This is a genomic window from Streptomyces sp. CA-111067 (assembly GCF_050956065.1).
GTDB lineage: Bacteria > Actinomycetota > Actinomycetes > Streptomycetales > Streptomycetaceae > Actinacidiphila.
The window spans coordinates 7,539,156-7,552,360 of sequence record NZ_CP192103.1; the positions used below are offsets into that span (position 1 = coordinate 7,539,156).

The 13,205-nt window shown below is 72.2% G+C and carries 13 protein-coding genes; 4 read left to right on the forward strand and 9 right to left on the reverse strand.

Annotated elements, in window-relative coordinates; all coding sequences use genetic code 11:
• Nucleotides 1-4 precede the first annotated feature (4 nt).
• The 8 genes from ACQPW6_RS33325 to ACQPW6_RS33360 form a co-directional block, all read right to left on the reverse strand.
• Complete coding sequence (locus ACQPW6_RS33325) at nt 5-1,018, reverse strand: hypothetical protein (protein WP_433893433.1); 1,014 nt, start codon at nt 1,016-1,018, stop codon at nt 5-7.
• Nucleotides 1,019-1,027: 9 nt separating this feature from the next.
• A complete protein-coding gene (locus tag ACQPW6_RS33330) occupies nt 1,028-1,837 on the reverse strand; it encodes an alpha/beta fold hydrolase (protein ID WP_433893434.1) in 810 nt (269 codons plus the stop codon).
• Nucleotides 1,834-2,820 carry a beta-ketoacyl synthase N-terminal-like domain-containing protein gene (locus ACQPW6_RS33335; RefSeq protein ID WP_433893435.1) on the reverse strand — a complete coding sequence of 329 codons (987 nt, stop codon included), beginning with the start codon at nt 2,818-2,820 and terminating at the stop codon, nt 1,834-1,836. Before ACQPW6_RS33335 ends, ACQPW6_RS33330 begins: the two co-directional genes overlap by 4 nt.
• Nucleotides 2,817-3,959: a beta-ketoacyl synthase N-terminal-like domain-containing protein gene (locus tag ACQPW6_RS33340; RefSeq protein ID WP_433893436.1), complete on the reverse strand. Its 1,143-nt coding sequence runs from the start codon at nt 3,957-3,959 to the stop codon at nt 2,817-2,819. The genes ACQPW6_RS33335 and ACQPW6_RS33340 overlap by 4 nt, the downstream gene beginning before the upstream one ends.
• Complete coding sequence (locus ACQPW6_RS33345) at nt 3,956-5,206, reverse strand: beta-ketoacyl-[acyl-carrier-protein] synthase family protein (protein ID WP_433893437.1); 1,251 nt, start codon at nt 5,204-5,206, stop codon at nt 3,956-3,958. The genes ACQPW6_RS33340 and ACQPW6_RS33345 overlap by 4 nt, the downstream gene beginning before the upstream one ends.
• Before the next feature lie 39 nt (nt 5,207-5,245).
• Complete coding sequence (locus ACQPW6_RS33350; protein WP_433893438.1) at nt 5,246-5,497, reverse strand: acyl carrier protein; 252 nt, start codon at nt 5,495-5,497, stop codon at nt 5,246-5,248.
• A 146-nt stretch (nt 5,498-5,643) separates the two neighbouring features.
• Entirely contained in the window at nt 5,644-6,405 is a 762-nt protein-coding gene (locus tag ACQPW6_RS33355) for a thioesterase II family protein (RefSeq protein ID WP_433893439.1), read from the reverse strand.
• Nucleotides 6,402-7,382, reverse strand: a complete 981-nt coding sequence (locus ACQPW6_RS33360; RefSeq protein ID WP_433893440.1) for an ACP S-malonyltransferase — start codon at nt 7,380-7,382, stop codon at nt 6,402-6,404. Before ACQPW6_RS33360 ends, ACQPW6_RS33355 begins: the two co-directional genes overlap by 4 nt.
• 291 nt (nt 7,383-7,673) lie before the next feature.
• On the opposite strand from ACQPW6_RS33360, the gene ACQPW6_RS33365 reads away from it, so the two are divergent.
• On the forward strand, nt 7,674-8,462 hold the full coding sequence (locus ACQPW6_RS33365; RefSeq protein ID WP_433893441.1) for a 4'-phosphopantetheinyl transferase family protein: 789 nt from the start codon (nt 7,674-7,676) through the stop codon (nt 8,460-8,462).
• Nucleotides 8,463-8,677: 215 nt separating this feature from the next.
• Here ACQPW6_RS33365 and ACQPW6_RS33370 read toward each other — a convergent pair whose 3' ends face one another.
• On the reverse strand, nt 8,678-9,418 hold the full coding sequence (locus ACQPW6_RS33370; RefSeq protein WP_433893442.1) for a TetR/AcrR family transcriptional regulator: 741 nt from the start codon (nt 9,416-9,418) through the stop codon (nt 8,678-8,680).
• A gap of 144 nt (nt 9,419-9,562) precedes the next feature.
• On the opposite strand from ACQPW6_RS33370, the gene ACQPW6_RS33375 reads away from it, so the two are divergent.
• The 3 genes from ACQPW6_RS33375 to rsgA all read left to right on the forward strand — a co-directional run bounded on the left by ACQPW6_RS33375 (nt 9,563) and on the right by rsgA (nt 13,165).
• A complete protein-coding gene (locus ACQPW6_RS33375) occupies nt 9,563-10,162 on the forward strand; it encodes an NADPH-dependent FMN reductase (RefSeq protein ID WP_433893443.1) in 600 nt (199 codons plus the stop codon).
• Between the two features lie 4 nt (nt 10,163-10,166).
• Nucleotides 10,167-11,837: an MFS transporter gene (locus ACQPW6_RS33380; protein ID WP_433893444.1), complete on the forward strand. Its 1,671-nt coding sequence runs from the start codon at nt 10,167-10,169 to the stop codon at nt 11,835-11,837.
• 218 nt (nt 11,838-12,055) lie between these two features.
• On the forward strand, nt 12,056-13,165 hold the full coding sequence (gene rsgA, locus ACQPW6_RS33385; RefSeq protein ID WP_433893445.1) for a ribosome small subunit-dependent GTPase A: 1,110 nt from the start codon (nt 12,056-12,058) through the stop codon (nt 13,163-13,165).
• Nucleotides 13,166-13,205 lie beyond the last annotated feature (40 nt).

Consider the following 13,205-nt stretch of genomic DNA (forward strand, 5'->3'; position numbering starts at 1 on the left):
GCGCTCACCGGCCTGCCGCGCTGACGGTGTCGCCGGTGTTGTTGAAGGCGTTCAGCACCCGCTCGTCGAAGGTGACGAGCCGGCCGCTGCTGCCGTTCTCCACCACGCCGTAGGCGTGCGTGATGGTGCCGGTGGCGGTCTTCACCAGGTGGCCGTCGCGGACCACGTAGTAGTCCAGGCGGGAGGTGTAGAGCAGGTTCTTGAAGATGTCGTCGACCGTGTAGACGATGTACAAGTCCTCTTCGAGCAGCGCCTCGTCCAGCAGCGTCACCTTGGAGTGGGTGACCGCCGGGATGTGGTTCTGCTCGTCCAGCAGCGTGCGGATCGAGATGCCCCGGGCGTCCACGAAGCGGTGCTTGGCCTCCTCCATCAGCCGCAGGTAGCCCGACATCTGGAGCCGGTCGAAGAAGTGCACGTACGGGTAGGGGATGCGGAACTTCCAGCCGTAGGCGTTCTGTCCGGCCAGCAGCTGGTCGAGCACCGGGTCGCGGTCGGTGGAGCCGCCGGAGACCAGCGGCTCGCCGACCGACGCCACCGCCTCGCCCGGCTCGGCCCCGCCGATCCGCGGCGTGACGAACTGCTCCAGGCCCTCGGCGACCGGCAGCCGGCGCAGCATCCGCACGTCGTTCTCGTCGTACCGCAGCGCCACCTTCACCTTGGACGTGACGGCCTTCTTCTGCGCGCCCTCCCGCTCGACGGTGACCGTGACCTTGAACGACAGCTCGGTGGCGCCGTCCTTGGTGACCGGGCTGACCTCGAAGACCGCCTCGTCGTCCACCACCAGGGCGGTCTGCAGCCGGGAGTCGATCGCGGTGACGTCGAAGCCGAGGCCGTTCTCCTCGTACAGCCGGCCGACCGGCAGCCCGCTGCGCCTGAAGTGCTCGATGACGGCCTTCTCGACCAGGTAGTTGACATGCTTGAAGCCGATGATGGTGCCGATGTTGGCACCCTCGTATCCGGGGCTCAGGACGACGGTCGTCGTCTCGTTCAGCAGGGACTTGACCGAGGTTCCGGACATCACACGCTCCTAGAGGCTTTCGAGGAATCGGCCGAGCAGCGCGGAGAACCGCTCCGGCTGCTCGAACATCGGATAGTGGCCGCACCCGCCGAGCACCCGCAGGTCGGCCGCGGGGAGGTCGGCGGCCAGCGTCTCGCTCTCCCGGGCGGCGAAGTCGTCCTGCCCGGTGACCACCAGGGCGGGCACCCCGATCAGCTCGGTACGCAGCCACGGGGTGCGCAGATAGACCTCGAAGAACCGCATCCAGCCGTACAGGCCGGCCCGTTCGCAGACCCGGCGGGCCATCAGGTGCTGGATCTCCGGGTCGATCGGCTTGCCGGGACGCAGCCGGATGCCCTCCTCGGTGATCGCGAGGAAGTCGCGCTGCATGCCGCCCACCGCGTCCCACGGGAAGTCGTCGGGGTCGCGCCGGTAGAACGGCGAGACCAGCACGATCCCCTTGATGCCGCGCGCGGCGACCGGGTCCTCGCCGCGCGCCGCGGCCCGGCTGAGGTACTCAAGCAGCAGGTTCGCCGAGAAGGAGTGCGCGATCAGCACGTCGGCGCCGCCGGGCACCGCGTCCAGGCAGGCGGCCGTCCAGTCGGGGCCGTCGTACTGCCGGCCCCACTCCCACACGTGGTCGCCGCGCCAGGGCAGCTCCGCCACCCAGGCGTCGAGCGCGGCCGGGGCGTACGGCCACAGCGGGTCCCAGACCGAACCGCCGCTGGCCAGGCCGTGCATGAGCAGGACGCGCAGCCGGGGCGCGTCGCCGGTGTGCCGCCGCTGGACGAGCAGCGGTCGTACCGGCGGCGGGCGTACCGGTGTGGTGCTGGTGGTCATCGCAGGGCGTCCGGGGCTCGCAGCACCAGTCCCGCGGTGGCGTCGTCGCCGTCCCGGCCGGCCAGCGCGTACACCGGTCCGCTGCCGCCGGCCGCGAACCAGCCGACGGCACCGGCGCATTGCAGCACCCCGAGCGCGCCCGAGGACTCGCCCCAGACGCCGGTGAGGTCGTGCCGCGGCACCTCGGGCAGCAGCTCCGCGTCGGCCGCGCCGCCGGGGCTGAACCAGACGGCCGGCAGGTCGGCGGCGCCGAGCCGGTCCAGGCACCTGCGCACGCCGGCGGTCCGCACCGTGCTGCCGACTGTCGCCAACTCCGCTGCCCCGCGGGCCGGTCCGAGTCCCGGCCGCTCCAGGACGACGGCGGCGGCGCCGTCGATCAGCCGGTCGGCGCCGGCCAGCTTGCGCACCGCCGCGTTGTCCGGCTCCACGCCGAGCACCAGTGCCCGCTCCGCACGCCCCGATTCGATCAGCGCGGCGGCCCAGCGGACCGCGTCCAGACCGCTGGTCGGGCCGTTGCAGAGCATCAGATTCGGGCCGCGCAGACCGTACTTGACGGCCAGCGTGGACGCGATCACGTTGCTCGACGCGTTCGGGGTGTCCATCGGGCTCAGGCCGCTCGCCGAGCCGTCCGCCGCGATCGTCTCCACGATGGCGCAGACGGTGTCCACGTTGCCGTAGTTGGAGGCGATCAGTACGGCGATGCTCTCGCCGGACACGGTCAGGCCGTCGTCGCCGAGCAGTCCGGACGCCCGCAGCGCCTCGTCCGCGCAGGTCAGCGCGAGCTGGGTGGCGCGGTCCTTGTACCGCAGGCCCTTCTTGCCGATCCTGGCCGCCGGATCGACGGGCTGCGAGGTGTCGGGGTCGGCGGCCAGCAGGTCCGCGGGGGTCCGTACGCCCGGCACGGCCAGGCCGACACCGGTCACCGCCGCCCGGGCCGGCGCGGAGGCCGGGGTCGGTACGGGTTCGGTCGCCACCGCGCTCATCGGCCGGCCTCCACTATCGCCACCGCGTTGATGCCGCCGAAGCCGAACGCGTCGACCTGGGCGAGGTTGGTCTGCTGCTCCACGGGGGTGTCGCGGACCAGCCGGAAGCCGGCCGCCTCGGAGGCCGGGTGGTCCAGGCCGGTGATCGGCGGCACCACGCCGTCCCGCATCGCGCGCAGCGCCACCAGCAGGTTGAGCACGCCGGAGGCGCCCGAGGTGTGGCCGGTCATCGACTTCACACCGGTCATCAGCGGGTTGCCGATGTGCGGGCCGTAGACGTCGGTCAGCGCGGTGGCCTCGGCGGCGTCGTTGAGCGGGGTGCCGGTGCCGTGCAGCATCACCAGGCCGACGTCCTCGGCCTTGACGCCCGCCCTGCTGTGCGCGTCCCTGACCGCGGCGGCGATGCCGCCCGGGTCGGGCGCGGTGGCGTGGAAGGCGTCGCAGTTGACGGCGACACCGCGGACCCAGCCGTGGACCGCGTCGCGGTCGGCCGGGGCCTGGCGGCGCAGCACGACGGCCGCCGCGCCCTCGCCCATCACGGTGCCCTTGCGGTCCCGGTCGAACGGCCGCAGCCGGTCCGGCGGATCGAGCTGCAACCGGTCCGACAGCCCGAACATGGACTCGGTGATCACGTCGACACCGGCGACGATCACGCTGTCGGCCTGCTGGGACTCCAGCAGGTCGACGCCCAGCGCCAGCGCGTACAGCGACGCGGAGCAGGCGTTGGAGATGGTGTGGGTGTCCAGCGCGCCGAACCGGTCGCGCAGCGCGGTGCCGAAGTGCATCTGCGCGGCGGAGAAGGGGTGTTCGTCCCGCCACCACAGCTCCAGCGAGCGCAGCTCGCGCAGCCCGGTGCCGACGAGGACGGGCACCTCGGACAGGTCCTCGCCGAGGCCGGCGTCCTTCGCCGCCTGGCCGACCGCGTCCAGCAGCAGGCCGGTGGCCCGGCCGGTGAAGTCCACCTGCGGGGCCGGCCTGTTGTCCACCTCGTAGAGGTGATCGGCGTTGAACCAGCTCCGGTTGAAGCCGCGCAGCGTGTGCCGGCCGTCGCGGCCGGCACACAGGCTCGCGAAGATCTCGTCGGTGTCCCGGCCGATGCTCGCCACCGCGCCCACGCCGGTGACCGGCAGCCGGCTCACCGCGGGCCCTCGTACTTGCCGAGGATCACGATCGAGTTGTTGCCGCCGAACGCCAGACCGTTGTTCTGCACGATCCGCAGGTCCGCCTCGACGGCCTGGTTCGGGACGCAGTCGACCTCGCACTCGGGGTCGGTGGTCACGTGGTTGATGGTCGGCGGGATGAACCGGTGCACGATGGCCAGCGAGCAGGCGATGGCCGCCAGCGCGCTCGCGGCCCCCATGGTGTGCCCGAGCATCGACTTGATCGAGATGGCCCGCGGCGGGCGCTCACCGTAGACCTCGCGGATCGCCCGCGCCTCGGTGATGTCGTTGGCCTTGGTGCCGGTGCCGTGCGCGGAGATCAGATCGACCTCGGACGGCTTGATGTTGGCGTTCTCCAGGGCGAGTTGCATGCAGCGCGCCACGCTGGCCTGGTTCGGCGCCACCTGGTGGTAGGCGTCGCAGTTGAGCCCGTAGCCGAGCACCTCGGCGTAGATCCGCGCACCGCGGGCCAGCGCCGAGTCCAGGCTCTCCAGCACCAGCACGCCGGCGCCCTCGCCGGTCAGGATGCCCTTGCGGTCCACGTCGAAGGGCTGGCACAGCTCCGGGGCGATGGTGCCGAGCCGGTAGAAGCCGGCGAAGGTCTTGCGGCACATCGCGTCCGCGCCGCCGCACAGCGCGAAGTCCACCTCGCCGGTGCGCACCGCGTCGAAGCCGTAGCCGATGGCGTAGTTGCCGGCCGCGCAGGCCGTCGGGATCGTCACGGCCTCGACGTCGGTGAGCCCGAGCTCATGGGCGACGGCCGCCGACAGCCGGCCGGCCCGTACCCGGCGGGCGATGGTGGAGTCCATCTGCTCGGGCCCGAACTTGATCTGGCTCTCCACCAGTTGGTCCAGGTCGAAGGACTCGCCGTCGGTGGTGCCGATGGAGATCAGGCCGCGCTGCTCGCGCAGGGCCTCCACATCGAGGTCGGCGTCCTCGATCGCCATCCGCGCCGCGGCGACCGAGAACTGGCTGGCCCGGCCGAGCTCGTCCACATCGAGCCTGCGGATCCACCGTCCCGGCTGGAAGTCCACGATCTCGCAACCGTTGGCATGGGCGAACCCCTCGGTGTCGAAGGCCGTGATCGGCTTCGCACCGCTCCGCCCGGAACGCAGCCCCTCGGCGAATTCGGTGGCTCCCACGCCGATACTGGAGAAGACCCCGAATCCGGTCAGAACCACCCTGTGAGCTGTTGTACTAGAACCATTTCCTGCGAGAGTCGTCATGGAATCCCCAACCAGCCTCGGCCTTGACAGCGAACGGAATTACCGGCCGGCGGACTCGGCGACGACCTCGTAGACGCCCTGCAGGTTCACCATGCGGGCGAGTTCCGACTGGTCGATGACGACCTTGAACTCCTTCTCCAGGGAGGCCAGGATCTCGATCGCGCGCAGCGAGTCGGCGTCGTGGTCCTCGCGGAACAGGCTGGTGTCGGTGACCTCGTCCTCTTCCAGCTCCAGGATCTCGCAGACGATCTCCTTGATCGTCGCGGCGCGCTCTGCGGTGATGGTAGGCATGGTGAAACAACCTCTCACGAATCCGGTGGTCCGCTTGTCGGAGCGAAAGCGGGATGTAATGAAGGGGCGGGGCGCCCGCCATTCACGCGGCGAGCCATACCCGGGAATGATTAGAGCATCGGTGCCGCGGCGCAATTGGCCGGCCGTCAGGAAGATGCCACGCCGATCCTGCCGCTGAGGTCGCGAATCAGCGTGGCACGCTCGGAAACGAGATAGAAGTGGCCGCCGGGGAACACCCGGAGCGAGAATCCACCGGTCGCCACTTCCGACCACCGGCCCATTTCGGTCACCCCCACATTGGGGTCCTCGTCGCCCACATAGCCCACCACGGGACAGCCCACCGGCAGCGCGGCCGGCGCCCGGTAGGTGCCGGCCACCTTGAAGTCCGAGCGGATGGCGGGCAGCACCAGGTCGCGCAGGTCGGGATCGTCCAGCAGCGCGGCATCGGCGCCGCCCAACCGGCGTACCTCGGCGGCCAGTTGCTCGTCGGTGCGCAGATGGACGTCCTTCGGGGTGACCCGGTGCGGGGCCTCCCGGCCGGAGACGAACAGCGCGGTCGGCCGCACCCCGTGCCGGTCCTGGAGGCGCAGCGCCACCTCGTACGCCAGCGAGGCGCCCATGCTGTGGCCGAACAGCGCGATCGGCCGGTCGAGGAACGGCGGCAGGGCGTCGGTGACGGCGTCCGCGAGCGCGCCCATGTCGTCGATGAACGGGTCGGCGATCCGGTCCTGCCGGCCCGGGTAGCGGGCGGCGAGCACCTCGACGTCATCGCCGAACGCGCCGCCCCAGGAGTGGAAGAAGGTGGCGGCGCCGCCCGCGTGCGGCAGGCAGACCAGCCGCAGCCGGGGCTCGGCCGCCGTGGCGTGCCGCCGGAACCAGCGGGTCTCGGTGCTCCCGGGCGCCGTCATCGGGTCACCCCTGCCGCGCGCGGGGCCGCTGCCGCGCGGCTGCCGCCGGGCACCATGGCCTGCGGGCTGTCCAGGGACACCGCCTCCACCTCGGGCGCGATCCGCCGGATCATGCCGGACAGCGTCCGGCCCGCGCCCAGTTCGACCAGCCGACGGCAGCCGAGCGGCCCGGTCAGCGTCCGCACCCCGCGCTCCCACAGCACCGGTGAGGTCAACTGCCGGGTGGAGAGGGTGGGCCAGTCGTCCCTGCCCGAGTGCGGCTCGGCGTCCACGTTGGCCACCACCGGCAACTGCCCGGCGGAGAACGGCGTCCGGTCGAGGACCTCGCGCAGCCGGTCGGCCGCGGGCGCCATGAACGGGCTGTGGAACGCGCCGCCGACCGCGACCCTGATCAACTTCGCGCCGATCCGCGGGCTTTCGGCGCCCGCCTGCTCGACGCCCTCCTCGGAGCCCGAGATGACCACCTGGCCCGGCGCGTTGATGTTGGCCACCCACAGCGGGTGGCCGGACTCCCGTACCTCGCGCACCAGTTCCGCCACCTCGTCGTGGCCGGCGCCGACCAGGACTGCCATGGTGCCGCTGCGCTCCTCGGCCGCCTCGCGCATGGCCCGGCCGCGCGCGGCGACCAGGACGGCGGCGTCCGACGTGCTCAGCGCGCCGGCCGCCACCAGCGCGGTGTACTCGCCCAGGCTGTGGCCGGCGCAGGCGACCGCGCCCTCGGTCAGGCCGAGCCGCCGCGCCTCCAGCAGGGCCAGCACCGAGACGGTGAAGATGGCCAGTTGGGCCAGATCGGTGCGGCGCAGCCGCTCGGCGGGCGCCCGCAGGACCAGCTCCTCGATGTCCTCGCCCGTGCACCGCGAGATCTCCGGTACGACCGCCCAGGCCGGGGTGGAGCGCCAGGGCTCGCCCATGCCCTGCCGCTGGGTGCCCTGGCCGGGGAACACCAGGCCGATCGGTTCCGCCGGTTCCGCTGCCAAGAGACTGCCTTCCGTCTTCCGTGCTGGTGCGCCGCGCTTGCCGTGTCGTCTTGATCTGTCGTGCTGTCGAGCTGTCCTGCTGTCGTGGTGGTGCTGTCTTGGTCCGGCGGCGACTCGGGGGGAAAGGAGCAGCCGCCGGAGGGATCCGCGCACCGGTAGTGGTCACGGAGCGCGATGCCCAGGACTCATTACCGGCCCCGGCCTGCCACGCGGGCAATGCCCGTTACAGGAAGATGCCACTGTGACCGGCGACGGCAGCCGGGCGCCGGGTCGTCCCGTAGCTTCGGCGGCGTGAGCGTGAGTGCGGGGGATACGCGGTTGACGGCGCCGCTGCGTGAGCAGGCGCCGCTTCACGAGCAGGGGCCGTTGTACGAGCAGGCGTCGCTGTGCGAGCGGTTGGCGCTGCCGGTCTCGGTGCCCGGCCGAACGGCCGTCTGGTGGTGGCGGATTCCCGGGACCGCCGATCCGCGCGATGTCGCGCTGCTCCAACCCGCCGACCACATACGGCTGTCGAGGATCCGGTCGCCCGCGCGGACGGTGGAGTTCATCACGTCACGGGCCCGGATCCGCACCGTGCTCGGCGCGCTGCTCGAAGTGCGGCCGGAGGACGTCGAGTTGGGCCGCCGGCCGTGCCCGTGCTGCGCCGACCCCGAGCACGGGCCGCCGGCGGTGCTGCGGCCCGCCACCCCGCTGTGGATCGGCGTCTCGCACACCGCGGGCTGCGGGATGCTGGCCGTCTCCGACGGCCCGGTCGGCATCGACGTCGAACGCGTCCGGCAGGTGCGTACCGACGACCTGGCCGCGGCCGTGCTCGCGCCCGCCGAGGCGGCGCACCTGCGCAGCCTGCCGGAAGGCCCTGCCAGGACCGGGGCGTTCCTGCGGGTGTGGACCCGCAAGGAGGCGGTGCTCAAGGGGGTCGGCATCGGCATCGCGACGGACCTGACCGCCGTCGAGACCCACCCGCAGTCGGAGGCCCCGGTGACGGTCTCAGCCGGACTGCCCGGCGCTCCCGTTCCCTGGTCGGTCTCCGACCTCGCCCTGCCCGGTCCCTGGCTGGCCGCCCTGGCTTGCAGGAGTTGACCCACCCGCGGCTGAACCGGCGGCCGTCCGCAGCCCGTTGCAGTGCGGAGAAGGCGGAACGGAATGCTGGACCGGCGGCGGCCGGTGCGGGAGACGGTGCTCGACTGCGCCAGGAGCTTGATCGAGCACGGCGCGCTCTGATCGCACGGCGCGCTCTGATCGCACCGGGCGCTCTTTGGGCAGGGGGCCGTCCGAGCCCGGGGCGCCCGCCGGCGTCAGATCGCCATTCGCGCCGCGATCCCGTCCAGGACGCAGTCGAGGCCCGTCTTGAACTGCCACGTCAGGTCGTCCTTGCGGGCGGCCGTGTGCAAGTACTGCTCGTAGGCCGGGTAGCGGCCGGTGCCCATCAGCCAGGTCATCTGCGGGGCCAGGCCGGTGCGGGCCTCGGTGCCGCTCGACCAGCCGCGGGCCCGCATCAGGTGCAGCAGGCTGATCTCGCTGCCGACGGCGCCGTGTACGTAGGCGGTGACCGTCCGGAGGACCGCCATCATGGTGTCGGCGTCCAGGCCGAGCCCTGCCAGCGCGGCGAACGCCCGCTCGGGGACGGCCAGTTGGTTCGGCGTCGGGGCGCCCACCACCGTGAGGGTCGCCCAGGGGTGGGCGAGCAGCATGTCCCGGGTGGTCAGCGCGAGGCTGTGCATGGCTTCCCGCCAGCCCGCCGAGTCGTCGGGGAGCGGCAGTTCGCCGTAGACGAAGTCCACCATCAGTTCGAGGAGTTCGTCCTTCCCCGACACGTAGCGGTAGGCGGCCATCGGGGCGACGCCGAGGGCGGTGGCCAGCCGCCGCATCGTGACCGCGTCGATCCCCTCGCTGTCCGCGATCCCGACCGCCGCCGCGGCGATCCGCCGCGGGTTCAGCGTGGTGCGCGGGGCGGGGGCCGGGCGGTCGAGCCGCTCCCAGAGCGAGACCGGGCTCTCGTCGGCGCCGGCGCCGTCCTTCTGCTGCTGAGCGCTCACCGGCGGAGTCCCTTCCCGAATGTCCCGGAACCTCGGCATGTGTTCCGTGTACACCTCTGCGTACAAAGTATCAGCGGTAGACGCTGTCTACCCGTGTGTGTACGTTGTATCTGAACGAATACAACGTACACAAGGAGCATTCCCGTGGCTGATCACAGCGCCGCCCCCCTGCGGGTCGCGGTCATCGTCGGCAGTACCAGGGAGGGGCGGTCCGGCCCCGTCGTGGCCGGCTGGGTGGCCGGCCACGCGAGGCAGCACGGCGAGATGGACGTGGACCTGATCGACCTCGCGGCGCACCCGCTGCCGACCGTCCTGCCGGCCTTCGGCACGATGCCGTCCGACGAGACCATCGGCCGGCTCCGCGCGGTGACCCCGCGGCTCCAGGCCGCCGACGCCTTCGTCGTCGTCACCCCCGAGTACAACCACAGCTTCCCCGCGCCGCTGAAGAACCTCATCGACTGGCACAACCAGCAGTGGCACGCCAAGCCGGTCGCCTTCGTCTCGTACGGCGGTGTGTCCGGCGGCCTGCGGGCCGTCGAGGCGCTGCGGCTGGTCTTCGCCGAGGTGCACGCCGTGACGATCCGGAACACCGTCAGCTTCTCCCACCACGGCGACAAGTTCGACGGGGAGGGCAGGGCCGTCGACCCGGACAGCGACACGGCGGCCAAGGCGCTGCTCGACCAGCTGGCCTGGTGGGCGCACGCCACCCGGGACGCCAAGTCCGCCCGCCCGTACACCGGTTGAGGCCGTGAGCGACGACATGGACGACACGGACGGCATGCCTGGCGCATCGCGGACCGACCGCGGCTCGGGCCCCGGGCCCGATCGCGGATCCGCGCGCGGGACCGACCCCGGGACCGCCCGCCAGGGCATCCCCTACCTCGGCATCTTCGGACTGATGCTGGGCATCTTCCTCGCCACGCTCGACGGTCAGATCGTCAGCACGGCGCTGCCCACCATCGCCGGCGACCTCGGCGGCCTCGACCATCTGTCCTGGGCGGTCACGGCCTACCTGCTCACCATGGCCGCGTCCACCCCGATCTGGGGCAAGCTCGGCGACCTCTACGGCCGCAAGGGCGGCTACCTGTGGGCGGTGGCGGTCTTCCTGGCCGGCACCGTGCTGTGCGGGATCGCGCAGAACATGGGCCAACTCATCGCCTTCCGCGGCCTGCAGGGGCTCGGCGGGGGAGGGCTGATGGTCGGCGCGCTCTCGGTCATCGGCGTGCTGGTGTCGCCGAGCGAGCGCGGCCGGGTGCAGTCGATCGTCGGGGTGATGCTGCCGATCGCCTTCGTCGGCGGCCCGCTGCTCGGCGGTTTCCTCACCGACTCGCTGAACTGGCGTTGGGACTTCTACGTGACCGTGCCCATCTGCGCGCTCGCGCTGTTCGCGGTGCAGCGCGGCGTCCGGCTCCACACCGAGCGGATCAGGGTCCGGGTGGACTACCCGGGCGTGGCACTGCTCACCGCGGGCATCCTGGCACTCACCCTGCTGACCAGCCTCGGGGGCGCCACTTACGCGTGGTCGTCTCCGCAGATCATCGGGCTCGGCCTGCTGGCCGTGGTGGCGCTCGGCTGGTTCACCGTGGTCGAACGGCGTGCGGCCGAACCCGTCGTCCCGCCCCGGCTGTTCGGCAACCGCGACTTCACCATGGCGCAGATCCTCAGCTTCCTGGTCGGCGCGGTGATGATCGCGCTGGTGAACTACCTTCCGCAGTACATGCAGTTCGTGCAGGGGGCCTCCTCCACGGTCAGCGGCATGCTGCTGCTTCCGTTGATGCTCGGCATGCTGGGGGCCCAGCTCGGCACCGGCCGGCTGCTCGACCGGGGCGGCTGGGAGCGGGTGCTGCCGATCGCCGGCGCGGCGGTGATGACGGTCGGCGCGCTGCTGCTGCTCGCCCTCGGTACGGACACCGCGCTCGCCGTCGCCTCGGCCGGCACCGCCGTCGTCGGGATCGGCATCGGTGTGATCATGCAGAGCACCCTGATCACCACGATGAACACCGCCGTCGCCCGCGACATGGGGGCCGCGACCGGCACCGTCACCCTCGTCCGCACCATCGGCGGGTCGCTCGGGGTGGCCGCGCTCGGTGCGGTGTTCACCCACCGGATGAACGGCGTGCTGTCCGACCGGCTCGGCGCCGCGGCCGGGCAACGGCTCACCAAGGGCGGCGAGTTGACCCCGGCCCTGCTCGACGACCTGCCGGCGACCGTGCGTGCCGCCGTCAGGTCGGCGGTCGCCGGCGGTCTGACCGGGGTCGTCATCGGCGCGGTGGCGCTGTCGGGGATCGCGTTCTGCGCGTCCTGGTTCGTCCGGGGGCCGGGCCGCCGGCCCGAGGCAGCTCGCCAGGAGAGCGGCCCGGCGGGATCCGACGGGCGGCGGCGGGAAAAACCGGTGGCGCGCCGGAGGGTGAGTGGCTAGGGTCCGTGGTGAACCCTGCGAGGGCCGGTCGGCCGTCCCGCGTGAGTCGAGCGTGTGAGCGGGAGGTGTGACGTGATGGCTGTCTCTGTGATGGGCGCTGCCCGCAATCAGCTGATCGTTCCGTTCACCTCCGTGGTCTCCGGCTGACCCCTTCTTCCTCTTCCTGCCGCGCCTGAGCGCGCGGCGCGGTGCCGGGGGCCCTGTTCGAAGGGTTTCCGTTGTCTTTCTCTTTCCTTTCGGCTTCCTCGCACGCCCTCGTGCCCTACGGGTGGGACGACGTGTGGGAGGCCGAGTTCACGCCGTACCGCGCCCAGGGCCTGGTGCCCGGGCGAGTGGTGCGGGTAGACCGCAACATGTGTGATGTGTTCACCGCGGACGGCCAGGTCCGGGTGGACTCCTCGCTGGTGTCACCGGCCGATCCGACCCGGGTCGTCTGCACCGGCGACTGGGCCGCGGTGGACACCGCGGGCGATCCGCGCTTCGTGCGCACGCTGCTGCCGCGGCGGACCGCGATCGTCCGCTCGACGTCGTCCAAGCGCTCCGAGGGGCAGGTACTGGCCACCAACCTCGACCACGTGGTGATCTGCGTGTCACTGGCCGCCGAACTGGACCTGGGGCGTCTCGAACGGTTCCTGTCGCTGGCATGGGAGAGCGGCGCCCAGCCGCTGGTCGCGCTGACCAAGGCCGACACCGTGCCGGACACCACGCATCTGCTCGCCGACGCCGAGACCGCGGCGCCCGGAGTGCAGGTGGTGGTCGTCAGCGCGGCGAGCGGCGAGGGGCTCGACGTGCTGGCCGCCGTGCTCGGCGGCGGCAGCGCGGTGCTGCTCGGGCAGTCGGGCGCCGGCAAGTCCACGCTGACCAACGCGCTGCTCGGCCGGGAGGCGCAGGAGGTGCAGGCCACCAGGGATGCCGACGGCAAGGGCCGGCACACCACGACCACCCGTGACCTGCTGCCGCTCCCGGACGGCGGGGTGCTGATCGACACGCCCGGGCTGCGCGGGGTCGGGCTGTGGGACGCCGAGGCAGGGCTCGCCCAGGTCTTCGCCGAGATCGAGGAACTGGCCGCGGAATGCCGGTTCCAGGACTGCTCGCACGAGGGCGAACCCGGCTGCGCGGTACTGGTCGCGCTGGAGGACGGCACGCTCTCGCACCGCAGGCTGGCGAGCTACCGCAAGCTGCTGCGGGAGAACGCCTGGATCGCCTCCCGCACCGACCAGCGGCTGCGCTCGGAGATGCGGCGCGAGTGGAAGCGGCGCTCAGCGGCCGGTCGCGAGATGTATGAGCGCAAGCGCGGGGGAGGGGGCGGCCACCGGCGCCAGGCCTGACGGGACGATCACGGCCGGCCGGCCCGACGGGACGACCCCG

Coding starts and splice junctions, on each gene's coding strand:
- ACQPW6_RS33350 (WP_433893438.1), bottom strand. CDS start 5,497: ATGCCTACCATCACCGCAGAGCGCGCCGCGACGATCAAGGAGATCGTC.
- ACQPW6_RS33355 (WP_433893439.1), bottom strand. CDS start 6,405: ATGACGGCGCCCGGGAGCACCGAGACCCGCTGGTTCCGGCGGCACGCC.
- ACQPW6_RS33335 (WP_433893435.1), bottom strand. CDS start 2,820: ATGAGCGCGGTGGCGACCGAACCCGTACCGACCCCGGCCTCCGCGCCG.
- ACQPW6_RS33345 (WP_433893437.1), bottom strand. CDS start 5,206: ATGACGACTCTCGCAGGAAATGGTTCTAGTACAACAGCTCACAGGGTG.
- ACQPW6_RS33325 (WP_433893433.1), bottom strand. CDS start 1,018: ATGTCCGGAACCTCGGTCAAGTCCCTGCTGAACGAGACGACGACCGTC.
- ACQPW6_RS33330 (WP_433893434.1), bottom strand. CDS start 1,837: ATGACCACCAGCACCACACCGGTACGCCCGCCGCCGGTACGACCGCTG.